This is a genomic window from Photobacterium sanguinicancri (assembly GCF_024346675.1).
In the GTDB taxonomy this organism is placed as follows: domain Bacteria; phylum Pseudomonadota; class Gammaproteobacteria; order Enterobacterales; family Vibrionaceae; genus Photobacterium; species Photobacterium sanguinicancri.
Window position 1 is genome coordinate 1,335,586 of record NZ_AP024850.1, and the last position, 24,560, is coordinate 1,360,145.

General features: G+C 43.5%; 21 protein-coding genes. 11 read left to right on the top strand and 10 right to left on the bottom strand.

Going from position 1 to position 24,560, the window contains the following annotated elements; translation table 11 throughout:
• Positions 1-153: 153 nt before the first annotated feature.
• Entirely contained in the window at positions 154-762 is a 609-nt protein-coding gene (locus OCU87_RS06420) for a TetR/AcrR family transcriptional regulator (protein ID WP_062688733.1), read from the top strand.
• 100 nt (positions 763-862) lie between these two features.
• Here OCU87_RS06420 and OCU87_RS06425 read toward each other — a convergent pair whose 3' ends face one another.
• From OCU87_RS06425 to ebgR, 4 genes are all read right to left on the bottom strand, one after another.
• On the bottom strand, positions 863-2,311 hold the full coding sequence (locus tag OCU87_RS06425; RefSeq protein ID WP_261858033.1) for an amino acid permease: 1,449 nt from the start codon (positions 2,309-2,311) through the stop codon (positions 863-865).
• Between the two features lie 108 nt (positions 2,312-2,419).
• Complete coding sequence (locus OCU87_RS06430) at positions 2,420-2,899, bottom strand: beta-galactosidase subunit beta (RefSeq protein WP_062688734.1); 480 nt, start codon at positions 2,897-2,899, stop codon at positions 2,420-2,422.
• 3 nt (positions 2,900-2,902) lie between these two features.
• Complete coding sequence (gene ebgA / locus OCU87_RS06435; protein ID WP_261858034.1) at positions 2,903-6,007, bottom strand: beta-galactosidase subunit alpha; 3,105 nt, start codon at positions 6,005-6,007, stop codon at positions 2,903-2,905.
• 393 nt (positions 6,008-6,400) lie between these two features.
• Complete coding sequence (gene ebgR / locus OCU87_RS06440; RefSeq protein WP_261858035.1) at positions 6,401-7,390, bottom strand: transcriptional regulator EbgR; 990 nt, start codon at positions 7,388-7,390, stop codon at positions 6,401-6,403.
• A 355-nt stretch (positions 7,391-7,745) separates the two neighbouring features.
• On the opposite strand from ebgR, the gene galE reads away from it, so the two are divergent.
• The 4 genes from galE (at position 7,746) to galM (ending at position 12,203) form a co-directional block, all read left to right on the top strand.
• Positions 7,746-8,756, top strand: coding sequence for a UDP-glucose 4-epimerase GalE (gene galE / locus OCU87_RS06445; RefSeq protein ID WP_261858036.1), 1,011 nt, complete (start codon positions 7,746-7,748; stop codon positions 8,754-8,756).
• A 14-nt stretch (positions 8,757-8,770) separates the two neighbouring features.
• On the top strand, positions 8,771-9,826 hold the full coding sequence (locus OCU87_RS06450; RefSeq protein WP_261858037.1) for a UDP-glucose--hexose-1-phosphate uridylyltransferase: 1,056 nt from the start codon (positions 8,771-8,773) through the stop codon (positions 9,824-9,826).
• Positions 9,827-9,923: 97 nt separating this feature from the next.
• Complete coding sequence (gene galK, locus OCU87_RS06455; protein WP_261858038.1) at positions 9,924-11,084, top strand: galactokinase; 1,161 nt, start codon at positions 9,924-9,926, stop codon at positions 11,082-11,084.
• A gap of 84 nt (positions 11,085-11,168) precedes the next feature.
• Entirely contained in the window at positions 11,169-12,203 is a 1,035-nt protein-coding gene (gene galM / locus OCU87_RS06460) for a galactose-1-epimerase (RefSeq protein WP_261858039.1), read from the top strand.
• A gap of 144 nt (positions 12,204-12,347) precedes the next feature.
• On the opposite strand, the gene OCU87_RS06465 is transcribed toward galM, so the two are convergent.
• Entirely contained in the window at positions 12,348-13,346 is a 999-nt protein-coding gene (locus OCU87_RS06465; RefSeq protein WP_261858040.1) for a substrate-binding domain-containing protein, read from the bottom strand.
• Between the two features lie 166 nt (positions 13,347-13,512).
• Between OCU87_RS06465 and OCU87_RS06470 the strand changes: the two genes are divergently transcribed.
• On the top strand, positions 13,513-13,845 hold the full coding sequence (locus OCU87_RS06470; protein ID WP_062688741.1) for a tRNA-binding protein: 333 nt from the start codon (positions 13,513-13,515) through the stop codon (positions 13,843-13,845).
• Positions 13,846-13,968: 123 nt separating this feature from the next.
• Here the strand turns inward: OCU87_RS06470 and OCU87_RS06475 are convergent, their stop codons facing one another.
• Complete coding sequence (locus OCU87_RS06475) at positions 13,969-14,748, bottom strand: THxN family PEP-CTERM protein (protein ID WP_261858041.1); 780 nt, start codon at positions 14,746-14,748, stop codon at positions 13,969-13,971.
• 382 nt (positions 14,749-15,130) lie between these two features.
• Between OCU87_RS06475 and OCU87_RS06480 the strand changes: the two genes are divergently transcribed.
• Complete coding sequence (locus OCU87_RS06480; RefSeq protein ID WP_261858042.1) at positions 15,131-15,760, top strand: PEP-CTERM sorting domain-containing protein; 630 nt, start codon at positions 15,131-15,133, stop codon at positions 15,758-15,760.
• A gap of 134 nt (positions 15,761-15,894) precedes the next feature.
• Here OCU87_RS06480 and OCU87_RS06485 read toward each other — a convergent pair whose 3' ends face one another.
• Positions 15,895-16,605 (bottom strand): cysteate racemase, encoded by a 711-nt coding sequence (locus OCU87_RS06485; protein WP_261858043.1) that lies wholly within the window; start codon positions 16,603-16,605, stop codon positions 15,895-15,897.
• Positions 16,606-16,875: 270 nt separating this feature from the next.
• Between OCU87_RS06485 and OCU87_RS06490 the strand changes: the two genes are divergently transcribed.
• Positions 16,876-17,760 (top strand): LysR substrate-binding domain-containing protein, encoded by an 885-nt coding sequence (locus tag OCU87_RS06490; protein ID WP_062688747.1) that lies wholly within the window; start codon positions 16,876-16,878, stop codon positions 17,758-17,760.
• A gap of 147 nt (positions 17,761-17,907) precedes the next feature.
• On the opposite strand, the gene OCU87_RS06495 is transcribed toward OCU87_RS06490, so the two are convergent.
• The gene (locus OCU87_RS06495) at positions 17,908-19,221 is read right to left on the bottom strand and encodes an anaerobic C4-dicarboxylate transporter (protein ID WP_261858044.1); all 1,314 of its coding nucleotides are present in this window, start codon (positions 19,219-19,221) and stop codon (positions 17,908-17,910) included.
• A gap of 473 nt (positions 19,222-19,694) precedes the next feature.
• Between OCU87_RS06495 and OCU87_RS06500 the strand changes: the two genes are divergently transcribed.
• Entirely contained in the window at positions 19,695-20,465 is a 771-nt protein-coding gene (locus tag OCU87_RS06500) for a TSUP family transporter (RefSeq protein ID WP_261858045.1), read from the top strand.
• Here the strand turns inward: OCU87_RS06500 and OCU87_RS06505 are convergent.
• On the bottom strand, positions 20,416-21,270 hold the full coding sequence (locus OCU87_RS06505) for a LysR family transcriptional regulator (RefSeq protein WP_062688750.1): 855 nt from the start codon (positions 21,268-21,270) through the stop codon (positions 20,416-20,418). The two genes, OCU87_RS06500 and OCU87_RS06505, sit on opposite strands and share 50 nt — an antisense overlap.
• 150 nt (positions 21,271-21,420) lie before the next feature.
• Positions 21,421-21,912, bottom strand: coding sequence for a MarR family winged helix-turn-helix transcriptional regulator (locus OCU87_RS06510; protein ID WP_062688752.1), 492 nt, complete (start codon positions 21,910-21,912; stop codon positions 21,421-21,423).
• Between the two features lie 283 nt (positions 21,913-22,195).
• Between OCU87_RS06510 and OCU87_RS06515 the strand changes: the two genes are divergently transcribed.
• Positions 22,196-22,729, top strand: coding sequence for a hypothetical protein (locus OCU87_RS06515; RefSeq protein ID WP_261858046.1), 534 nt, complete (start codon positions 22,196-22,198; stop codon positions 22,727-22,729).
• A 9-nt stretch (positions 22,730-22,738) separates the two neighbouring features.
• Positions 22,739-24,340, top strand: a complete 1,602-nt coding sequence (locus OCU87_RS06520) for a BCCT family transporter (RefSeq protein ID WP_094956221.1) — start codon at positions 22,739-22,741, stop codon at positions 24,338-24,340.
• Positions 24,341-24,560: the final 220 nt, after the last annotated feature.

Sequence of the window (24,560 nt, forward strand, 5' to 3'; positions counted from 1 at the left end):
TTAATAGGAAAAGCAAAGTGTTTACTGCTCAAGAGATACCTTGCTAAAAAGTAAACTCTGGAGTTTATTTTATACGTAAATACCTCAAAGTAAACTCCGTAGTGTACTTTTGTGTTGCAGACTGTAAACTAGCGTGATTGATTCGGGGGGGATATGGAAAAAAAACTAACAAGATCACAGCAAAAGCATCTTGATATTATTAATGCTGCGAAGGCTGAATTTATTGAGAATGGTTTTCTCGCTGCCAATATGGACAGAATTACAGCTTCTGCGGAAGTCTCGAAGCGAACGCTTTATCGTCATTTTGAAAGTAAAGAAATACTGTTTGAGTCAGTGTTAACCATCATCAATGATACGGTTAACGAGAGTGTTTGTTACCAATTTGAGCACGATAAAACGACAGAAGACCAACTCAAATCACTGGCTTACAAAGAGATTGATGTGCTCTACAAATCTTATGGCATCTCATTAGCCCGCACCATAGTGATTGAGTTTTTACGCCAACCTGAAATGGCAAAAAATCTAATCAATAATATCTATAGTATTCGTGCAATTACCCAATGGTTCAGTGCGGCTGTAGAAGCGGGGCGGTTAAAAGATGAAGATCCTAAACTCATGACGGATGTCTATGTTAGCTTGTTTCAAGGCTTATTCTTTTGGCCGCAAATAATGAATTTGGATGCCGAGCTAAAGGGTGAAGCATTGCATCAAAAAGTGGATACGCTGACGGCCGTTTTTATTCAGTCTTATGGTATAGAGTGAGTTGGTTTATTACGTAGCTTTCAGCAAATAAAAAAGGATGGTGTGGTCACCATCCTTTTTACTTTTTATGTTGATCTGGGCGCGATAGGCTTAGCAGTGATTATTGTGCTTCAGCCTGCACCGCTTGTACTGTAGGTTGTTCTTCTACCATACGGTCAGCTTGGTTTAGCGACTTGATATATTGGTTGTACTTCCACCAAGCAAAGCCAAGGAAGATAACAATGCCGCCCACGTTGTAGAAAATGATCGTCATGATGTCTGCGCCTGTTGGGAAGGTTGAAGCAAGGAAGCCAACAGTGAAGATGCCAATCAGAATCGACACTAGAACAATCCCAGTTGTACGTGAACCCATCTTGAAATCACGCTCTAGGTGATCCAATTTCAAACGTAAGTTCAGGTAAGCAATCATAATGAACAGTGGCGGTAACATAGATGCCGCAGCGGTCATATTGATGACAGTATTCATTAAGTCTTGTGCTGTGTTCGAGCCCATTGTCGGGATGATCATCAACGGAATAACGATTAAAAATTGAATCCAAGCTGCACGTGCAGGTACACCGTTTTCATTTAGCTCTACCGTTTTCTTACCGAAGATACCTGCTGGGATTTCAGAGAAGAAGATTTTAACTGGCGTTGCTGTCCACATCAGCAGTGAACCGAACATTGCAGTGAATGATACCAAGCCAACAAAGCGGTTCATCATGACTTCTGGCAGACCAAAATAAGTGGCTAAGCCTTCAAATACTTGAACTGAACCGCCTGTGTATTTTAGGGTTTCACTTGGTACGAATACGTTGATCAGTACAGAAGCGACAGAGTAAAGCACACCAATGAAGATACCCGCGATTATGATCACCTTTACAAAAGACTTAGAACCACCTTTCACGTCGTTAACGTAAACCGCGACCGATTCCGCACCGCCAGCCGCCATGAAAATCCATGTCGTTATGCCAAGGAATGCCCAGTTAAATTCAGGGATCATAGCGTCAACTGTAATAGGGTCGGCGGGTTGCACGCCACCTAACAGTGCAGCACCAGAAAGTAGAATGTAAGACATGGTTAATAACAACATTAACGATGATGTTACAGAGGTGATTGGCCCCAGTAGTTTTGCACCGTTGGTTGATACGTAGGTGGCGAAGGCGAATAACACCATACTGAGCGCTGTTGTGGTAAATGGCGTAAGTATGTATTCGTACCCTAAGAAGGCGTATGACGCATAGGCAATAACGCGTGGCAGTAAAGTGGTAAAGAAGAACAGGTTAACGAACCAGTAGGTATAGGCTGAAATAAATGCCCAGCGACCACCTAGTGAACTTTTTACCCAAGCGTATACACCTGCTTCTGAATCTTTATTCAGAGAAACAAACTCTGCAATAATCAAACAGAAAGGTATGAAGTAAAAAATCGTTGCCAAGAAAAACATTGGCGCAGAGGATAAACCGATTTCGATGTTGTTGTTTATCACATTGTTGAAGCTGAATACAGCCGCAAATGTGAGTGATAGCAAGCCGAATTTGCCTATCGTATTACGTTTAGTATCAGACATCTGATATCTCCGATGGATCACGTTGATTGTAGGTGAGGAGGGGCTTACAGTGCTGTGACTGCAGTCCCTCTCTTGTTGTTTATTTCCGGATGTTTATTCCGGTTTTTATTATTTATTTAAGAAGTAGCCGTCTTCGATGGTGACTTTAAGCACCACTTTGCGTACGCGTTTTTCTGCTTGGTTATCGCCATGAAAACGGTAGGCTTTGCTGTTATCAAAAACGACGACTTGACCTTGGTGCAGCTCACGACTTTCTCCTCGACCTTGAAGGTATTCTCGGTCGGTTTCATCGCTATAAGCTGTGATTTGAGTTAACGCATTCTTGTCTGCAAATTCGATGGTTTCACTGCCTTCAAGGTAGTAATGCACATCGAAATAACGACGGTTACCTTCGAAGTATTCTGCGTTTACTGAAGCGGGTGTGGCTGATGTTTGGCTGTGGATCATGTACACCAAAGAATCACCAATAGAATGCATCACGCCATCTTTGATATTGCCAATGTTCTCTATGGCTTCGACACAACGATTCCATTTACGTCCTGCGCGATATACTGTTTTGAATTGTTCTAAGCTCTCTAACACGATCATGGTTTAGGCCTCGTTGCTGCTAGTGGAAGAAAGAGAGGGTTGGCTGAAAAAAACATTACCAAAGTCATGCTGCGCCATTGCATTTGCGCTGCAATCACCTGTTTGAAGCGGTAATAACGTTAGGCCATAACGGAAGCTATCCATGTAAACGCGATATGAATCGAGCACCTCGCTCCCCCAAGAGTTAGACCCTAAGCCCATGACTTGGTGATCGAGATTTAGCGTGATATAGCCGCTTTTCTCTAGTTCGATAGTGTGTTGCGCTTGGTGCAGGTTTTGGTTGGTGTAAAACCATGCACTGACGTTGATTTCTTGTTGAGGTTTTACCAAGATGCCGGCACCGCTTCGGTTGGTAAGCGCTGCCCAGCGCACGTGCTGACGATTGCCGTTATTTTGTGGGAATGGGTAGTTCTCGAACATGTCAGCAACCGTTGATTGATAAACATCGATCATGTTGGCTTGCTTGCTGTCTTGGTAGTTTTCTTCAGGCCCGCGACCGTAGTAGTTCACTTGATCGAACTGGCCATTAATGCCCAAATCTAAACCGATAACAGGAATAACATGCGGGTAATCACCATAGCGCTCACCACTTAGCTCAACATTTAGTTGGCCTTCGGCGTTAATTTGGTAGCGGTAGGTACAGCGCATCCCAAAGTCGAACACCGGCGGTGCGATAATGCTGGTGGTTGTGATTTCAACTGCGCCATTAACCTGCTCAACTTCAAGGCTGCGGAAATGTTCTTGCATGATTTGTAGATGAGCAGGCTCCCAGAGTCCTTCGTGTTCTTGCTTGTGGTTATCAACCATAGGTTTGAAGAAGTTCAGCTTAGGGGCTGAGGCAATGAGCTCTTCGCCATTAACCAGCCAAGAGGCCAACTTGCCGTTGATTTTTGAGAAATTCAGCGCGAAGTTTTGCCCTGTGATGGTGTAATCCAATCGGCTTTCTTTTATCTCTAGCTCGGTTGCATTGAGGTTGGTAAAGACAGGTAACTGAGCGGTATTTTTTTTGACGGCATATTGGTAAATCGCGATGTCGTGGTTTGCTTCGCTATACAGCGTGCGGGTGTCTTTGCGGACAGTGAAATTAACGAAAACTTCACGCTCATCAAGTTCTGGTAGCCTAATGTGAATGTCACGCTCAGAGTTTGCAGCCAAGTCTTCAAGTTTGATCTTGCTGCTCGCCAGTGTTTCTCCTTCAGCGCGAATATCAGCGGTGATGGTGTAGTCATCTAGATTGCTGAACCAAAGTTTATTCTCAACAATGAACTGACCTAGGGCTGCGTTAACCGCTCGGATTTTCACTGGGGCAATCACTTGCTTGTATTCTTTTAAGCCCGGCCCTGGTGTTTGATCTGAGTAGATTAAGCCATCCATGCAAAAGTTGTAGTTATTCGGATAATCGCCGTAATCACCACCGTACTTGTAGAATTCAGTACCCTGTTCATCACGCGCTAAAATGCCGTGATCACACCATTCCCAGACGTAGTGGCCTTGAATACTATCGTGCTTGTAGAATACATTTTGATATTCAGTTAAACCACCAGGGCCGTTGCCCATTGCATGGGCGTATTCACAGATAATGCGTGGCTTTTCATGTGGGTGTTCACCAAAGTGGTTCATCAGCTGAGCGCGTGAGTACATGGTCGAAATCACATCAACTACTTCTGCATCACGGTCTTCTTCATAGTGTACTAAGCGGGTGTCATCTATTGCCTTGGTGGCAGCGTACATAGCGTGAATATTGCAGCCGTAACCTGACTCATTACCCATAGACCACATGATGATTGAAGGGTGGTTCTTTTGCGCGTGTACGTGGCGAACAGCGCGGTCGACAAAAACGGCCTCCCATTCAGGATCCTTGGTAATACGGCTTAGATCGCCAACATTGGCAAAGCCGTGGGTTTCAACGTCGGTTTCTGCCATCACGAATAAACCGTAGATGTCACACAGTTCGTAGAAACGAGGATCGTTAGGGTAGTGCGCGGTACGTACTGAGTTGATGTTGTGCTGCTTCATTAACACAATATCTTTTTCTACGCGGTCCATTCCGACGGCGCGACCTTTAAGATGGTCGTTATCGTGGCGGTTGACACCATGTAGCATCAAGTATTGGTTGTTGACGTAGAACAAGCCATTACGCACTTTAATATCACGGAAACCGACACGCTGTGGAATGATTTCAAGTACCTTGCCTGAGCTGTCTTTAAGCGTAAGGACAAGTTGATATAGATAAGGGTTTTCAGCTGTCCAATGGATTGGGCTGACTATATCAATGGCAAATTGCACCTTGGAGAAGGAATCAATCGTTAGACTGTCGAGTGAGCCTTCTGCGACAACCTGACCTTGATCAAACAGTGCGTATTCAAGTGCAACCCCAGACGCTAGCGGGCTTGCTAGGTTTTCAATATCCGCGATACAAGTTAGGGTCGCGCTGCGGTAATCGTCAGCAAAGTCAGTGCGAACTGTTACATCTTGAACATGAACTTGTTCTTTACCGATAAGGTAAACATCACGGAAGATCCCTGCCGTCCACCACATGTCTTGATCTTCGATGTAAGTCGAATCTGCCCACTGCATTACAAGAACAGACAGCAAGTTTTCGCCTTGCTGTACGTGTTGTGAAATATCAAATTCAGCGGTTAAGCGGCTGCCTTTACTAAAGCCGACATATTCGCCGTTCACATAGACTTCAAAGTAAGTTTCCACCCCATCAAATTTGATAATGGTTTGTTTATCGCACCAGTTTTTGCCTAGGGTGAAAGTACGTTGGTAGGCACCTGTTGGGTTGTCGGAAGGAACAAAAGGCACATCAATAGGGAAAGGGAAACCTTCATCGGTGTACTGCAAATCACCGTGACCTTCCATTTGCCACATATTTGGCACCGTAATGTGATTCCACTCAGTCATTAATTGTGAGTAGAACGTATCTGGCACTAATAATGGATTAGTGAAGAAGTTAAAGTTCCATTGACCGCTAAGCTGCATAAAGTGGCTGCTTAATTCTCGTTGGAATGTTTGCGCACTTTTTACTGAGTCGTAAGAGAAGAAGTAGGCACGCGGTGCCATACGGTTCTCATGTAGGTGAAGGAAGTTTTCCCAGTTGTTCACGTGTTGCCTCCCGGTTTATATACCGATGTACTTTTCAAATGCCTTAGAAGGAAAGCTTCAAGGGATAAAAAAGTAAGCTTCAAAATGTGTGGAGCGTTTGCTCCTTAACTGAGGAAAGATATTAGTAAAACTTTTACTAAAATAAATTAGTGAAAACGTTTTACTTTAAGTGGGTCACGAAAATTAAGCAGATTTTAGTATGTGATGTGATCTAGCTAAAGAAATCGATTGCATTGCTTTGAGGGTATATTGTGATGTGGGCAGGGAATTATCTGAGGCGTTGCAGCAAGGCTTGATACGAATGTGTGTTCATTTAGGGCAGAGTGAAATAGCAGTGGGAGTTGTTTTAACAATAATAAAAAGGCACTTAAATCAGTGCCTTAATGATTGTTTTTAGCTTTGTTTCGTTGTTCCACGAAGTTTTAATTTACTGGGAACGTAGACTTTCAACGGAAGGGCTCGGCCATCTCTGACTTTTTCCACTAAGAGGTTAACCCCTTGGATTCCCATCATTTCAGAGTGAATACGCACCGTCGATAGCGGTGGAAAAGTAAAACGTGCTGTCGGAATATCATTCACGCTGATCAGTGAAATATCATTAGGAATCTTCAGGCCATGCTCGTGTAAAGCACGTACCACACCAATGGCAATAGAGTCAGATGCAATAAATAACGCACGTGGGTGATCGGGTTTTGCTAGCATTTCTAGTGCAAGGTCATAACCTGATGAACTAGAGAAGTCACCGCGATAGAGATCGTGCTCGGATACAACTTGCTTTAATTGGCCGTACTCAGCAAAAGCGATTTCACGGATATCGGCGGTGCCTGGTTGGTCTTGGCCGCCAATAAAACCGATACGATTAAAATCTTGAGCAATGAAAAAGTCGATCACTTCTTTACTTATTTTCGCTAGGTCGATATCAACAGAGTCAAATTCTGAATTCTTATCGCTAAAGTCGAGGTAACAAATGTTATCTGTCATTTGCTTTGCGGTATTTAGTACTAGTTGCGTTGTTTTCCCAACCATTAATATTCCAGATATAGTGCTGATCTTATTATCTATTTTACCTTCGTAGCAGCTGGTTAATGTGATCCCTAGTTTATCGCATTGGGTTTCTAGTCCGTGGCGAATGGATAAATAATAAGGATCATTAATTTCAGCTTCTTGCTTGTAATTGTACACAGCAAGAAAGTGGTGATTCGGTACGGCGGCGACTTGGCTTTTTTTCGCACTACTCGTTTTGTATTCCAGCTTTGCCGCAATTTCTAAGATGCGATGCTTCGTATCTTCTTTAACACAAAGCGTTGGGTCATCGTTGAGTACCCGTGAAACAGTAGCCAGAGATACGCCAGCCTCGGTTGCTATGTCTTTTAGTGTTGCCATTTTATCTTTCCTTGGTGGCGATGATCGTCAGATTTATATCTAAACTGTCTATTTTAAAGCATGTTACAGCGCCTGCACGACTTTTTAGTAAAAAATCATTAATTTTAAGACGTCGCCAACATATGCAAATTATTCATTAACTTATTGATAAATAATGAAGTGACTAAAATATACTCTTATGTGAGTAAAATTCTACTTTGTTTATATCCCTATATAATGCATCAAATGGAGTATTTTATGGAAACGTTTACACAAGTGCGTATTTGATCACGGAATTGGATCCACATTGATTGCTAGACTCTTGCTCATGCTAACAACGTACCTTTTTAGGTTGGATGATGAAGAGAGGCCGAGTGTGAAAGTTTTGGTAACTGGCGGGATGGGCTACATAGGTAGTCATACCTGTGTGCAAATGATCGAAGCAGGTATCACACCTGTCATTATCGATAACTTATCCAATGCGAAGTCAGAAGTTCTTCAGCGTATTGACGCGATTACAGGTACTAAGCCTGCATTTCATCAAGGTGATATTCGTGATGAGACTTTTCTTGATTCAGTCTTTGCGCAGCACGATATCCAAGCGGTTATTCATTTTGCGGGTTTAAAGGCCGTGGGTGAGTCAGTGGAAAAGCCTCTGGAATATTTTGATAATAACGTCAATGGTTCATTAGTACTTGCACGCTCAATGCGAAAAGCGGGTGTGAAAAGTATCGTATTTAGCTCTTCTGCAACGGTTTACGGCGACCCACAAGTGGTGCCGATTACTGAAGATTCCCCGACAGGTGCAACCACTAACCCTTATGGGCGCAGTAAGTACATGGTAGAGCAATGTTTCTCTGATCTCTTCACTGCGGAACAAGATTGGAGCATCACGCTACTTCGCTACTTTAACCCTGTCGGTGCTCACCCATCAGGCACCATGGGTGAAGACCCTCAAGGTATTCCTAATAACCTCATGCCGTTTATCGCTCAAGTTGCTGTCGGCCGTCGTGAGCAACTGTCAGTTTTTGGTGATGATTACAACACGCCAGACGGTACTGGTGTTCGTGATTATATTCACGTTATGGATTTAGCCGATGGTCATATTGCGGCACTAAAAGCGGTAGGAGAAAAATCAGGATTACACATCTACAACTTGGGCACAGGGAAAGGCACCAGCGTATTAGAGATGGTGAACGCATTTGCTGATGCCAGCCAAAAAGCAGTTCCTTATCAGATTTGTCCTCGCCGTGCGGGTGATATTGCTGAATGCTGGGCGGATACACAAAAAGCACAACAAGACCTGGACTGGCAAGCAACACGTACAGTTGCAGAAATGACAGCCGACACATGGCGCTGGCAATCAAACAACCCTCAAGGCTATTAAGAGTGAGTAGAACAATGTCGAACAATGAATTTAATCCAGTTGATCACCCTCACCGTCGCTATAACCCGCTGACAGGGCAATGGATTCTGGTGTCACCGCACCGTGCTAAACGTCCGTGGAGCGGGCAAGATGAGAAACCATCAACCGCACAGTTACCAAGTTTTGATGGTGAGTGTTTCTTGTGTCCGACCAATACCCGAATTTCAGGTGATAAAAACCCTGATTATCAAGGGACGTATGTGTTTGGCAACGACTTTGCCGCTTTGATGCCTGATTCACCTGATGCGCCAGAATCGGATAACCCGTTATTTAAAACTCAGGGTGTGCGTGGTCTTAGCCGTGTGATTTGTTTCTCTCCCGACCATAGCAAGACATTACCCGAGTTGCCTGTCGATAAGATTCGTGGGGTCATCGAGACTTGGAACGATCAAATTGAAGAGCTAGGTAAAGACTATATTTGGGTGCAAGCGTTTGAGAATAAAGGCGAGACCATGGGATGCTCGCAGCCGCACCCACACGGACAGGTTTGGGCAAATAGCTTCTTACCTAACGAAATTGAACGCAAAGATAAGTACTTAAAAGAATACTTTGATCAGCAAGGCACTAACTTGCTGGTGGATTATGTTGAATCAGAAATGAAAGATGGTTCACGCACTGTGGTGGAAACTGAGCATTGGATTGCGGTTGTGCCTTATTGGGCCGCTTGGCCTTTTGAAACCATGCTGTTGCCTAAAACACATATTCGCCGCATGAGCGAATTGAGTGATGAACAGCGTGATGATTTAGCGGTCGCCATAAAAAAACTGACTAGCCGTTACGACAACTTATTTGAGTGCTCTTTCCCATATTCGATGGGGTGGCATTACGCGCCATTTTTCGAAGCGGGTGAAGAAACGGAACATTGGCAATTGCATGCTTTGTTCTATCCGCCGCTTTTGCGTAGCGCCAGTGTTCGTAAGTTTATGGTGGGCTATGAAATGTTGGCAGAAAGCCAGCGTGACTTAACGGCAGAGCAAGCTGCACAACGCCTCCGTGACTTGAGCGACATTCATTATAAAGAGCAGTGCTAATCAGCTTTATCGCACTTCTTCACGTTAATCCATATATTAAGCCGCCGCTCGTGATCAGAGCGGCAGAGCGCATAAATTACTTTTTGAGAGTTAGGTTATGACCGATTTAATCCACAATGTGAAAACATCTTTCGAGCAAGTTTTAGGCTATGCACCGAGCCATATTATTCAAGCGCCAGGTCGTGTGAATCTGATAGGTGAGCATACTGATTATAACGACGGTTTTGTATTGCCTTGTGCGATTAATTACCAAACGGTGGTAGCCGCGGCTAAGCGCGAAGATAACCTTGTCCGTGTGGTTTCAGTTGATTATGGCAATGCGGTCGATGAGTTTGACCTAACCCAAGACATTACCTTCCAACAAGACAAGATGTGGGCGAATTACATCCGTGGTGTAGTGAAGTGTTTAATGGAGCGCGGTTTTACTTTCTCGGGTGCTGACATTTCTGTGAGTGGCAACGTTCCGCAAGGTGCTGGGTTAAGTTCATCAGCAGCACTGGAAGTGGTGATTGGTCAAACCTTTAAAGTGCTTTATAACCTAGAGATCAGCCAAGCAGAAGTCGCTTTGAATGGGCAACAGGCAGAAAACGAATTTGTAGGTTGTAATTGCGGCATCATGGATCAGCTAATTTCGGCTGAAGGTCGCGAAAATCACGCACTATTAATTGATTGCCGCAGCTTAGAAACGGTACCAGTTTCCATGCCCGAAGATATGTCGGTTGTGATTATCAATTCCAACAAAAAACGTGGCTTAGTTGATAGTGAATACAACACGCGTCGCGCGCAGTGTGAAGAAGCGGCCCGTATCTTCGGTGTACCAGCCCTGCGTGATGTTTCAATCGAAGCATTTGAAGCAAAAGCTGCTGAACTTGATGAAATGGTCGCTAAACGTGCGCGTCATGTGATCACTGAAAACGACCGAACAGAGCGTGCAGCAAGAGCCCTGATTGCTCACGATATGAAATTGATGGGTGAGTTGATGGCGCAATCTCATGCTTCAATGCGTGATGATTTTGAAATTACAGTATTTGAAGTGGATGCCTTGGTCGACATGGTTAAAAACGTGATTGGCGATAAAGGTGGCGTGCGCATGACGGGTGGTGGTTTTGGTGGCTGTATCGTAGCGCTTGTTCCGCCCGCATTAGTCGATGAAGTGACAGCGACTATTGAAGCTAATTATGAAGCAAAAACAGGCTTGAAAGCCTCGATTTATGTTTGCCAGGCAAAAGACGGTGCAAGTCTTGTTGAATACCTTTAATGAAGGGAAAGCATTATGCCAACGCCCCTAGTTAAAAAAGCAATAACCCCAAAGCATTCTATTGGAAATGAGATAGTAGAAAAAATGAGTTCGCAGGACGCCTTTGATGGGAAGCCTGCACATTTGGTGGAATTAACCAATCAAGCTGGTATGCGTGTAGTCCTTATGGATATCGGCGCGACATGGTTAAGTTGTCGCTTACCATTGGCAAGCGGTGAGCAGAGGGAAGTACTCCTTGGCATGGGGACCATGGAAGACTTTATGCGTCAAACCTGTTACATGGGTGTAACGGTCGGGCGCTACGCAAACCGTATTGCCAATGGATCTTTTTCCATTGATAACAAAAAGTATCGAGTATCAGCTAACCAAGCGGGAAACTGTTTACACGGTGGCTCCGCTGGCTTAGATAAAGTCCGCTGGAATATTGTTGAGCAAAGCCAGCAGCATGTTGTATTTTCGACTGTTTCATCAGATGGCGACCAAGGCTTTCCCGGTGATCTTACTGTCAGTGTGACCTACACGCTGACAGAGCATCATGGCGTTACCATCAGTTATGAAGCGACAACAAGCCGTGCGACACCTTGTAATTTGACTAACCATGCTTACTTTAATTTAGCTGGGGCCGCCACTGGAACGGATTGCCATCAGCACTGGGTGAAAATTGCTGCCAGTCAGTATTTACCAACAACAGATAAAGGTATTCCATTAGGTGAATTGTCGGATGTAGAAGGTAGCAGCTTTGATTTTCGTGAAGGCAAAGTGATAGCCAAGGACTGGATGACAGGCGAGCAGCAGAAAATGGCGAAAGGCTACGATCACAGCTTTTTATTTCCGTTAGATCGTGAAACTTATATACCTATTGCCGAGGTTATCAGCCCAGATCAAAAAGTACGACTCAGTATTATTACTAACAAACCTGCGATGCAGTTGTATACAGGAAACTGGCTTGCGGGTGAGCCGAAACGCGAGGGTGGTGAGTACCGTGATTTTGCTGGATTGGCGTTAGAAACCCAGTTGTTACCTGATTCCCCTAATCACCCTGAGTGGCCTCAGCCTGATTGTATTTTACAACCTAAACAGACGTATCAGTACTTCACGACTTACCAGTTTGAATGCTAGCGAATTACGTTCTCTCGGTTTGCATCGTGGGCTTCCTTGCTAACTAATACTAATGATTCCCCTAAAAAAGCTCAGTATGAATTGTTCATGCTGAGCTTTTCTTTTGTCATCTTCTTATTTTATCTAATGGATCCGCCGTGCGATTTAGCGGCGTTCAACCGAATCTCGGCGAACAAGTGTCGGTGAGAAAATAATGGTTTCGGGTTCTCTGTTTTCTTTTTTAGCCAGAGAAAGGGCGAGTTGCGCTGCTTTTTCTGCCATCATTTGAATCGGATAACGAACTGTCGTTAGGCGAGGTTGGATGTATTTGGCGATTAGCCCATCATCGAATCCCATCATTGAAACTTGGCGAGGCACAGCGATGCCATTTTCATCAAGTACAGACAATGCACCAGCGGCCATGTAGTCGTTGTAAGCAACAACGCCAGTAATGTCGAGTGATTTACTTAGCAGGTTAGTCATGGCTATTTCGCCACCATCACTGTTTGGCTCTCCGTATTCAATATAGCTGTGAGGTAACGTTATTTGGTTATCGGAAAGTGCGGCTAAATAGCCGTTTACTCGCTCATCGGCATCTTCAATTTTGTGGTTAGATGCAAGACAAGCGATTTTCGTGTGGCCCTGACGGATAAGGAATTCGGTCGCTAAGTAGGCGCCTTTATAGTTGTCTAATGAAATACAGCGATCAGCCAATTCAGGAATATGACGATTAATGATCACCATGCTTTTTACTTCTTGGGCATAGGCAATCAGCTCTTGATCTGAAAGGCCTTTAGCGTGGATTACTAATGCATCACAGCGGCTATTGATCAGTAAATCTAAAGCACAGCGCTCCTTTTCAGCATCGTGATAGCCGTTACCGATCAGAATATGCTTGTTGTCTTGATAAGCAACGGTGTCTACTGCTTTAATCAAGGTGCCGAAAAAAGGGTCGGACACATCACCGACAAGCACGCCGACAGTATTGGTACTTTGACTAACAAGCGCTTTAGCAGCAGCGTTAGGGCGGTAGCCGAGTTTTGCCATCGCTTTTGTCACGGATTCGACCGATGCTTTACTGGCTTTCGGTGATTTGTTGATGACGCGAGAAACGGTAGCGATAGAGACTTCTGCTTCTTTTGCGACATCTTTAATGGTAGCCATGTATTACCTCTTTTCTTAACTATCAGCTATTTAACACTTGATGTGAAAATAACGCAATCAAGACTATGATCGGTTACTCAAAATGGGATCTTTAACGTATGTATTATAAGCGATTACTGATAGTGTAAACGCTATCTTTTACTAAAATTTTACCAAGGTTTTATTGATGGAAACGATAGCTTACTCAGACTTTGCAAAATTAGAAATTCGTACAGGAAAAATCCTTGATGTGAAACGTCATGATAATGCAGACAAGCTTTACATTGTACAAATTGATGTTGGTGGAAACACGCTCCAGACCGTGACGAGCCTAGTGCCGTATTACACTGAAGAAGAATTGATGGGTAAGGACGTGGTGGTACTGTGTAATTTAGCAAAAGCAAAAATGCGCGGTGAAACGTCTGAGTGTATGTTGTTGTGCGCAGAAACAGATGATGAATCTGAAAGTGTGTTACTGACGGCAGAAAAAGCAATGGCTGCAGGCGTGCGCATTGTATAAGTTGTTGTCAATTCTTCATATAAGATCGTGTTAAATAAAAGCGCAGTACTTGTATTAGTACTGCGCTTTTCCTTGTTTTATTCTCTTTTGGTACTGGTTGTTTGGTATTTTCTTTTTAGTCTTTTATTTTTCTGTCACTACTTTATTCTTTTTCATACGACGAACTGCCCCTAACCCCAGTAAACCAGCTCCTAGAATTGCAAAAGGAGCAGGCTCAGGGACTTCATTAATATCTTCAAACGCTGTAATTTTTGCAATGATAATAGCTTGGTTATCAACTTTTTCTTTCGTTAAAAAACCATCTACAAAGTTGCCACCAACGGTGAATCCTCGAATATCAATAGTATAATCAACACCGCTAATCGCAAAGACATCGGTAAACGCATTGGTATTTGTGGTAACTCTATCGGCACAGCCATTGACATTTACACCGGTTTGCCCTGCAGGCCCATAAGCACAAGGGCTGGCACTATTAGGGGTTTCTTCGTGATTAAAACTAAATAAGAAATCAACATTTTCTGCTGGTAGAGCACCCGCTTGTACTGTTGTCGATAGTTTTAAATCAACACTTAGTAAACTTGAACCACTAGAAAAGATAGGATTATTTAAGTGAGTGAAAGTACCTAGTTGGAAAATATCACTCATACCCATTACGGTATCAAATTCAGTGCTAAAGGGGGATTCTGAATCAAAATTGTAACCACTTTGTCCGCTTGCCGTTGCAGGGCTACCCCAGCGAATTGTTGGATTAGTCCCTGCTGCAGATGCGACGGGTTGATTTGCCCCTGGTTTAGCGACAGGGTTTAGCCATTCAGCTGTAAATGCTCCGAAGTTAACAGGAATAGCTTGTGCGTTAAACGCGGCAATAAGTGTGATACCTGCAGCTAATACTTTAAGTTTCATATTCGTTCCCTCATTGATATAAATTATGTTTGGCTGTTATTTAGTAATAGATATATCAAGTGTCATGCCAGTTTTTAGACAGATATTGTGTGTAAAAAAAATAGACAAATAATCGTATTAATTGAGCAATGAAAGGAATGGTTTGAATAATAGGCCGTATCAAAAGTGAGATGCTTATTTTTGTTTTGCAAATTGTGACGGAAATTTGAAAGTTTTCGCAAGTTGCAATGCTCATGGATATGTATTTTTTAAAGATTAAAGTGTCAATTATTTTTACACTGTAAAAGTAATGCTTATTTAATGTGTTGATAAATAGGCATATAAATGTTGGTGCGAAGATTGCTCTTTACCTAGTGAATCAATATATAGATAGGGAAGAGTCATGCGATTATTAAATAAGATATTGGTAGTAGCATCATTTATTATTTCGACTTATACGCATGCTGCGTCAATAGCATGTGATGCCGCCATTGCAAATAAAGTGACTGTAAATATGGGGTGTGAGGTTGGGTCTCAAAAAAATGACAAATTGAATCCAACACTAGCCGTTAACGATGATGCTATGTTTGGTATTACCAACTGGGAGTTCTTCGGCAAGATCTTTGAAGGTGGATCTGGAGATAACTCTCTAGATATTAATCTTTCAACAGGCAACTACACCTTCAGTGCAACGGGTGATCTCCAAATGGGGACGTGGTCGATGACAAGCGGTATTTGGACTGCGTTTGATGACATCATGCTGGTCTTTAAAGGCGGTAACCCTAACTTTACGGGCTACCATATTAAAGATGGTGAAATCTCGGGCAGCTATATGACGCCGCAACTTAAAGATGGTAAGCCTCAGGATATTTCTCATATTAGTTTTTACGGTGTGAAGGGTGATGGTGTCGAGTGTCAAGCAACACCATGTGGTCCTATCCCTCCTGTACCAGAGCCATCAAGTATTGCTCTCTTCATGCTAGGTATGACTGGAGTCGGTTGCGCAGTACGCCGTCGTAAAAATAAGCAATAGCTTCAGTAGTTTTGGTGTACTGATTTATATGATTTTTGAACAATAACTTTTCTAGATTGGTACCACCTAAGAGCTAGCATATCGCTAGCTCTTTTGTATATTAGTTACCAGCTTGATGTCTTCCCTTACTTTAATTATGCCACCAATTCATGTTCGTCTGCAGTTGCCCATGCAATACATTCATCAGCAAGGATTTCTAGTGAATCAAGACACTTCAACGGCTGTGATTCGACTTGTGACGCCAGTGCAATAGGGATTTCAGTACAACCAAAAATAACAGCGTCAGCACCGCGTGCCAGCATAGCCTCAAATACTGGTGCCATGAGTTGTTCACCTTCTTTGACGTTACCTGCTTTAACCGCATAAATCCCAGCCATGACTTGTTGCTGTTCTTGCTCAGTTGTTTCTAAGGCATCAATGCCTTTTTCAGCAAGTCGGCCTTGATACATGTTGGTCATCATGGTGGCCGTTGTCGCTAGAATGCCCACACGTTGGTATTGTCGATATTTGGCTTCACTTACAACGCTGTCAATAATACTGATTGTGTGAACATGGCTAATGGCTTGAAGGCGCGCATACCAAAAGTGTGCGGTATTACAGGGAATAACAATACAACTAGCCCCTGCGTTTTGTAATTCTTCAAAGCCCTGCTTCAGAATAGGAAACGGATCGGGCCCCTTGTTAAGAATACAAGCGGTGCGATCGGGAATTTGAGGAACACTGCTGACTAACATTGGAATATGTTCTTGGTCATTATGAGCCGGTGTACGTGCAATAATTTTTTGCATGAAGGTGACGGTAGCGAGTGGTCCCATACCGCCTAAAACGCCCAGTTTTTTCAGCATGATTATGTTCCTAATAGAGTGTTGTTGAAACCACTATAAATAGGCGTAGGTGTGTTTAGAAATGCTAAAGCTGGCGCTCTGATGCCGAATCGGTATAGCGAATTCACTTGCTGTTTGTTGTTTTGATTATTCAGTTTTGAATGGCAATAAATGACTTGTTTAAGTGGTAAAAAATGAAAAGGAAAGTGATTAATGTGATGTCTGTTACAAGCAATATCGCGAGCATTAATGCATTGTTAGGTATAATTATTTTCTTTTTCTGTGCTTATTATGAATATAGAAAGTAAGTGGCTAGAAGACTTTTTAGCCTTGGCTGAACAACGCAACTTTTCTCATGCTGCAGAGCAACGCAATGTCACTCAGCCTGCGTTTAGTCGCCGTATTCGTGCACTTGAAAATGCAGTCGGTGCCGAGCTTGTCGATCGAACCAAAACCCCAATTGCACTCACGCCAAGCGGCAAGCTATTTCGAATTTCAGCCCGTACTCTTATTAATCAAATGGTCGATGGCATAGGTCAGTTATCTGATCTGTCAAAACTGGGCGGTAATATTGTTCGTGTTGCTGCGGCGCATTCCTTGGCGACGAGCTTAGTGCCAAATATCCAGCCACTATTAAGCCATGGTAAACACAACCCCTTGTTAAGCGTTGAAGCGATCGATGTCGATCAAGCGACAGAAGAATTGCATGAAGGCAGTTGTGATTTGTTACTTGCATTTGATGATGAGCGTTTACGTTTACCGCCATATCAGTCATTGCGTATAGGTGAAGCTGAGCTACTGCCTGTGTGTGCCTGCGATGACAAAGGCGACCCTCTATTCCAGTTTGATTTAAAGCAACCGACACCATGGTTGGCGTATAGTCCAAGTTCTTACATGGGGCGACAAGTTGAAGCTGTGCGCGACCAAGTTAACTTGCAAGCGGTGTTTTCGTCATCAATGACAGACTTACTCAAGATCTTAGTGTTGAAAGGCCAGGGTGTTGCTTGGTTACCGGATTACGCAATTAAAGATGAGTTAGCGAGTGGGCAAGTTGCACTGGTTGGTGAGTCATACCTTCGTTTGCCTATTGCTTATTATGCCTACCGCTATCAAGCGCGACTGCACCCAGCAGGTGAGCAAGTGTGGAATACGCTTTGTCAGTTAGTGACAGACTAAGCAAGGTATTAACCAAGCTCTTCACTCAGTTTTTTAATTAAATTCTTGAACGAAACAAAGTGTAATCAACAAGCAAAGCCCAGCAAATATGCTGGGCTTTGTTGTAAAGGGAAATAAGTTTTTGCGCCTATCGCTGCATCACCTTAGTTATAAAATCATAGGTGCAAGAACAAAACCGCAAAGGGTTGAGATGATGACGCCACAAAGCCCTGGTAACAAGAATGGGTGGTCAAAAATATTCTTACCCATACGAGTCGTACCCGTTGAATCAAACTCGATAGCAGCCAAAGAGGTTGGATAAGTCGGTAGAACAAATACGCCAGTGACTGCAACGAATGAAGCCAAGATAGCCCAGTGTGGCACTTGAAGACTAAGAGCAAGTGGAATAATGAGTGGTGTCGTCGCGCCTTGAGAAAGAAGTAGCGTACAAGTGCCGAATAAGACCACAGAAAGTAACATTGGGTAAGCTTGAAGTAGGGTACCTGCGGTGGCTTTAATTTCAGGTAAGTAAGCATTTACCATGGTGGAGCCCATAGTCACAATACCCAAAATAACAGCGACTGAACTCATGCCTGAGCGGAAGGTAGTAGTACGGATGATCTTGTCGGGATTGACCTGACAGAAAGGTACCATTAGACAGGCGACAGCGAACATACTGACAATAATAATGTCACGCGTTGACATCATTGAGCCATCACCAAATTGTGGGCGCAGCGGTGGGAATGCTGCGTAAATAACAATGACGATAGTGGCGAGTAGGAAAAGCAGTACTGAATATTTTGCTTTTGGATCTAACTCAGTATTCGTCGTTGTTTGTGTATCGGTCTTTTGTTTATGTTCAGCCTGAATACGCTCTAGATAGATAGGATCTTCATCGAGTTCACAGCCTTGGCGAGAAGCGACAAAGGCCGCGACCATAGCGGCAATGAAAGACGCAGGTAAGCAGACTGCCATTATCTGTAAAAAGCTGACACCAATAGGCTCCATGATTGAAATCATCGCTGCCATTGCAGCTGAGATTGGAGAGCCAGAAATGGCCACTTGTGAAGCCACAACCGCGGCTGACAGTGGGCGAGAAGGACGTACTCCTATCTCTTTGGCAACTTCAGATATAACGGGTAAAGTTGAAAATACGGTATAACCAGTCCCAGCCATTATGGTCATCAACCAAGTGATCATAGGCGCAAGGAAATTGATATAGCGTGGATTTCGGCGCATGAGATTACCTGCGTAATGCACCAGCCAATCCATTCCCCCTGCGGCTTGCATAGTCGAAGCTGCAGTAACGACAGCCATGATAATTAAAATGACGTTTACCGCAGGCTGGCTCGGCTCTAACCCAAAGCCGAGTGTTAGCACTGCTAACCCTAATCCCCCGGCAAGACCAACGCCTAGCCCTCCCATTTTTAAGCCCCAATAAATGCAACCTAAAACAATAACGAGTTGAATGATAACTAGCATAATTTTTACTCACTGAGTGACAGATTGTTTGGTTTTACGCTGTATGCCTAAAACCTGAATGGTTGAAGTTCATTAACCTACTTTCTATAGGGGTAATGGTGAGCGATTCATTACTCGCTGTTAAATGCTGAAAAATGTTTCGTGATAACAAATCGGCATAGCTAGAGTGATAAAAATGAGATTTAGTTAACTGTAATTATTCAAATCAACAGTCTGATAGGGCTGGCTGGAGTTACTCGATAGGTAATATTAGTCACCTTGGTGCATAAATTTTTATTGGCGATAACGTGATGCTGATCTTGGCAAATTAGCCGAGATAAGAGTCTGAATTTCGTATGTTGAGTATGAGTGATTAACATCCTATTCCAGATTGGAATTAGTCCGTGTCGCAGCTTTCCTTTTTGATCTTATCAATAAGGCGTTACTCTCCATTTTAGATTGTTGGTTTGAATTTGTTATCCAAAGGAATATAAATGGAATTTTCGTATGAGGTCATCGCGATCCTTTTTGGCGTTGCGGCATTGGCGGGGTTTATCGATGCAATTGCTGGTGGTGGGGGACTACTTACCGTGCCAGCCTTATTGTCTGTGGGCATTCCTCCTGCTCAAGCATTGGCGACCAATAAATTACAGAGCTCATTTGGTAGTTTCTCGGCAAGTTTGTATTTTGTCCGCAATGGGCTCGTTAATTTAAAAACAATGCGCTTAGCGATTGCTTGTACCTTTGTTGGTTCTGCAATAGGCGCAGAATTGGTCCAGTTTATTGATGCAGGCGTGCTCACCAATATTATTCCATTATTACTGCTGGGTATTTCTCTGTATTTCTTGTTTGCACCGCAAGCGGGTGTAGGTGGAGGAGAAGCTAAACTATCTGAGACAGCATTCGCGTTCTCAGTTGGATTTGGCATAGGCTTTTACGATGGGTTTTTTGGCCCTGGTACGGGATCTTTATTTACGATTTGCTTTGTCGCTATAGCTCAATTAAGCATGATCGAAGCAACAGCCCGAACCAAGGTTCTTAACTTTACATCAAACATCGCGGCATTGTTGTTTTTCATTATGGCTGGGTTGCCGGTGTGGGAAATTGGTTTAACCATGGCGGTGGGTGGCTTCATTGGTGCGCGTTTTGGTGCCAAGGTTGCGATTACGAAAGGGCGAAAACTTATCCGCCCTATGGTGGTTGTTATCTCTATGGTTATGGCAATAAAGTTGCTGCTGGAACAAAATCCGCAATGGTTTCAATAAGCTGCTCAACACGTTTTGACTGGTAACTCTTGCGGCGGTAGCAAAGGTGTACTGGACGCGTTAATTCATTGAGAAAATCAAAGTGATGGCAGTGTTGAGCTTCAATATTCAGCGTTTTTACGACAGACATTGGGATTAATGCAGGGGCGACACCGCCGAGCGCCAGTTTTGCCGCTGCTGTATAGGAATCCATTTCCATCATAGGTTGAATGCCCATTTTTTGTAATGTCGCAGCTTGGTATGTATTTGCGCTGTTTTTTAGGTCATTCGTCAACAACATTGTGGGTGTTGAATCAAGCGATGTCGCACTCACAATAGTGAATTGTTCATCGATGAGATGGCGAGCCACGATGCCATGTTGTGGTGGTAAATGACCAGCACAAAAGCCCACTGTTGCGTCACCTGATGACACACTTTCAATAATAAAAGGTGTTTGCTGAGTAAAGACTGATAGATGGGGATCTTTTTGAATATAAGCGCCAAGAATGTCACTCAAATAACCTGCGACTAAGGTTTCAGAGCAAGCAATGGTGATAAGCGAAGTATCTTGAATATCTTGCTGCTCAAAGATCAGCCCTTTCATTTCTCGATAGCTGGGTTCAACGCTATCAATAAGCTGCTTGGCGGTAGCGGTTAGCTGGATATGCCGACCCGCAGGTTCAATGAGCTTCTTGCCTAAACGCTTTTCAAGGTTAGCGATACGCTTACTGACCGCAGATTGACTAATGTACAGGCGTGTGCCTGCTTTGCTCATGGTGCCTTCTTTGGCTAATACGAGTAAGGTTTCAATTCCGTCAAGTAACACACAGATTCCATTTATGACAATACGGAATAGGTATGTTAGCGCAGTGTGGGGAAGATTAAAGAGGAAAAAGCAATAAGGTAATAGAGAACGTGCAGAGCGTCACGTTCTCTATTCATCAGCTAGGCTTACAATAGCAGCGATAACGCAGTGTTATAAGTTGCTGGCTTCTTCAGTTTTGGTAATGCTACCTACTGCTAGTACAGGTGCGACATCTAAATGCTCCGCATTCATCATTGATGATATGCGCTGAACTGATGAAAGCAGTAAAGATTGTTCCCACTCCTCAAGTTCATGATATTGAGAAATGAAACTATCTTGTAGTGGCAATGGTGCTTTATTTAGCACTTCAACACCAAGAGGGGTCAAATGTGCATGCACTTTTCGCTTGTCTAACTGGCTGCGTTGGCGCACAACAAGTTCTCGCTTTTCAAGGCGGTCAAGAATCGTTGTTGCCGTTGCTTGGCTCATGTTGGTGTTGTTCGACAATTGGCGAATAGTGACTTCACCAGAATCACGGATAGCGCGCATTAATACTAATTGTGGCCCAGTTAACCCAGCGACTTTATTCAGCTTTCTTGAATGTAAATCAATCGCTCGGATAATTTGTCGCAAGGCAATAAGGACTTCTTCGTGCTTGTCCATTTTTCTCTCCAAGATTTAACGCCGCGAAACTACATCAAACAGAGCCAACATGAAAGAAATAGTTGTTAATTTTGAGGGGCTATAGAATTAATGTTAGATGTGAAAACATTAGAGTTCTAACTAATATTGATTTTGGTGGCTATAATGGAGTGGTCAAAGAATCTACCGTTTGAGGTGGAATTCCACAATTATTCTTAATAAATGTGGCTAATTTGCCATTTTCTTTCATAATCTCCTCCTTTTTTGGTAGTATTTTGCCTTCTTTAGCTTGATGAAAGATATTATGAGTTCTGATAATTTAACCGTAAAAGAGATTGTAGAAGATCTTCAAATTCTTCGTGTTCGTTATGAGTTGCCGGACTCCTCAGCGTTTGTACGCTATGAACCTCGTTTTGATGATAGCCAACCGGAAGAACTAACTGTTCACTCTTCATGGGGTGTTCCATCTGTTGGTGCAGACAAAACGGGTAAGTTTACGCTACCTACATTAGTCAACGAGCTGCAATATGCTTACATTTTGGCGCACATGTTCCCGAATGTACAAGCGATGGAATACTTCCTTGCGGGCTTCGACACCAGCTTATCTCAGTTAGAATTCATTGGCGGTAACTATGATTTTGATCGTATGTGGATTTCAAGTGGAGTGAGCAATCTGGGCATTCCGATGGCTATCTTCCTAGGCCAACGTAATGCCGTGAATGGTCAGCCTTCAGTAACCCTTGTTGATCACCGTAAAGAAGCTACTGGCCAAGTGGTTTATCGTGCTGTTCGTGGTGCTGGTGAGCATGTTGGCGAAGATTTTTACTCGGAAGAGTAAGGAGGCAACATGAGAGCAAAATCAGGTTTACTGAAAGGGCTCAATCCACCGATGGCAGTAACGGCCATGACAGTGATTGCGCTCTTCCTTCTCTTTGGTGCTTTTGACCCAGAACTTGCAGCATCATGGTTCACTGGCGCAAAAGACTCAATCATTGCTGGCTTCAAGTGGTATTACATTCTTGTTGTCGCGCTATTCTTTTTCTTTGCTGTATTCCTTATTTTTAGTCGCTACGGCGATATTAAGTTAGGGGATGACGATACCGAACCTGAATTTAGTTACTTTGCTTGGTTCTCGATGTTATTCGGGGCGGGTATGGGTATCGGTCTTATCTTCTGGAGTATTGCAGAGCCAATGTTCCACCTGCAAAGCAACCCGTTTATTACCGAAGGTAGTACACCGGAAGCTGCGCAAGTGGCGATGCGATTAACCTTCTTCCACTGGGGTCTTCACCCGTGGGCCATTTATGTGATCGTCGGCTTATCACTGGCATTCTTCTCTTATCGTCGTAAGTTACCTTTGGCAATTCGTTCTGCGCTTTACCCAATTTTGGGCGATCGTATTTACGGATTCTGGGGACACGCTGCGGACGTATTAGCTGTTTTTGGTACAGTATTTGGTGTGGCGACCTCACTCGGTTTGGGTGTGGCACAGATGAATACTGGCTTAAATCAGTTAATTGGTATTGATGTGTCGATGACCAACCAGCTGATTTTGATCGCGGTTGTTTCATCTATTGCCACTTTATCCGTCGTATCGGGTGTGGGTAAGGGTGTGAAAATTTTATCAGAACTTAACTTATGGTTGAGTATTCTGATCCTGATTTTCTTTGTTGCATTTGGTCCAACGATTTACATCTTAAACAGCTTCGTACAGAACATTGGTGACTACCTCTCTAATGTTGTAGCGCTCAGCTTCTGGACTAACTCTGAAGCGAATGGTACTTCAGCGTGGCAATCAGGCTGGACTGCATTCTACTGGGGCTGGTGGATTTCATGGGCACCGTTTGTTGGTATGTTCATTGCGCGTATCTCGAAAGGTCGTACGATTCGTGAATTCTCGATTGGTGTATTGATTGTTCCTTCGTTGCTTGGGATGTTCTGGTTAACTGCATTTGGTGGTACAGCACTTCACATTGAATTATTCGATGGTGGCGGTGTGATCGATGCGGTGAATAAAGACCTAACGTTAGCGTTATACGAAACGATTGGCCTGATGAATACCGGTTGGATTGAGCCTATTGCTAAAGGTGTTGTAACTCTACTGATTTGTACGTACTTCATTACCTCTTCAGATAGTGGCACTTTAGTTGTAACAACCTTGCTATCGGTTGGCGATCAAGAGCCACCGCTACGTCACCGTATTTTCTGGGGCTTAGGCGAAGGTTTAGTTGCTGCAATTCTATTGCTGACTGGCGGTTTAGCGGCCTTACAAGCAGCGTCGATTACCGCGGGCTTACCTTTCTCTGTGATTATGTTGATGATGTGTTATTCGCTGATTATTGGCTTACGGAAAGAGAAAGAACGTCAGGTTGAAGACCGGATTCGCTTAAGAGCGCAAGATGGCTCACCACACATGACATTTATGGACCGTATTGGCCCAGGAAACTAACGGTAAGTTAGTATAAAGCTAAGTGACAGCACAAGCTGATAACGACCTTAGAATAGAAATGCGCAGCCAAATATGGTTGCGCATTTTTTTTTGTTTTGGGTGTCAGAGCAAAAAAATACACCTACTGATGGTTTGCGTGTTTCAAAATATAACGATAGTCGTTATCATTCGGTAACAAAAATAATTATCACTAACAATCTCGTTAAGGTGATAAATAAAA

Bases quoted from the DNA above. Each gene is read 5' to 3' on its own strand.
- OCU87_RS06520 (WP_094956221.1), top strand. From the start codon at position 22,739: ATGAGAGCAAAATCAGGTTTACTGAAAGGGCTCAATCCACCGATGGCA.
- OCU87_RS06470 (WP_062688741.1), top strand. From the start codon at position 13,513: ATGGAAACGATAGCTTACTCAGACTTTGCAAAATTAGAAATTCGTACA.
- OCU87_RS06465 (WP_261858040.1), bottom strand. From the start codon at position 13,346: ATGGCTACCATTAAAGATGTCGCAAAAGAAGCAGAAGTCTCTATCGCT.
- galM (WP_261858039.1), top strand. From the start codon at position 11,169: ATGAGTTCGCAGGACGCCTTTGATGGGAAGCCTGCACATTTGGTGGAA.
- OCU87_RS06515 (WP_261858046.1), top strand. From the start codon at position 22,196: ATGAGTTCTGATAATTTAACCGTAAAAGAGATTGTAGAAGATCTTCAA.
- OCU87_RS06495 (WP_261858044.1), bottom strand. From the start codon at position 19,221: ATGCTAGTTATCATTCAACTCGTTATTGTTTTAGGTTGCATTTATTGG.
- OCU87_RS06425 (WP_261858033.1), bottom strand. From the start codon at position 2,311: ATGTCTGATACTAAACGTAATACGATAGGCAAATTCGGCTTGCTATCA.
- ebgR (WP_261858035.1), bottom strand. From the start codon at position 7,390: ATGGCAACACTAAAAGACATAGCAACCGAGGCTGGCGTATCTCTGGCT.
- OCU87_RS06500 (WP_261858045.1), top strand. From the start codon at position 19,695: ATGGAATTTTCGTATGAGGTCATCGCGATCCTTTTTGGCGTTGCGGCA.
- OCU87_RS06475 (WP_261858041.1), bottom strand. From the start codon at position 14,748: ATGAAACTTAAAGTATTAGCTGCAGGTATCACACTTATTGCCGCGTTT.
- OCU87_RS06480 (WP_261858042.1), top strand. From the start codon at position 15,131: ATGCGATTATTAAATAAGATATTGGTAGTAGCATCATTTATTATTTCG.
- OCU87_RS06490 (WP_062688747.1), top strand. From the start codon at position 16,876: ATGAATATAGAAAGTAAGTGGCTAGAAGACTTTTTAGCCTTGGCTGAA.
- OCU87_RS06510 (WP_062688752.1), bottom strand. From the start codon at position 21,912: ATGGACAAGCACGAAGAAGTCCTTATTGCCTTGCGACAAATTATCCGA.
- galK (WP_261858038.1), top strand. From the start codon at position 9,924: ATGACCGATTTAATCCACAATGTGAAAACATCTTTCGAGCAAGTTTTA.
- OCU87_RS06450 (WP_261858037.1), top strand. From the start codon at position 8,771: ATGTCGAACAATGAATTTAATCCAGTTGATCACCCTCACCGTCGCTAT.
- OCU87_RS06485 (WP_261858043.1), bottom strand. From the start codon at position 16,605: ATGCTGAAAAAACTGGGCGTTTTAGGCGGTATGGGACCACTCGCTACC.
- OCU87_RS06420 (WP_062688733.1), top strand. From the start codon at position 154: ATGGAAAAAAAACTAACAAGATCACAGCAAAAGCATCTTGATATTATT.
- OCU87_RS06430 (WP_062688734.1), bottom strand. From the start codon at position 2,899: ATGATCGTGTTAGAGAGCTTAGAACAATTCAAAACAGTATATCGCGCA.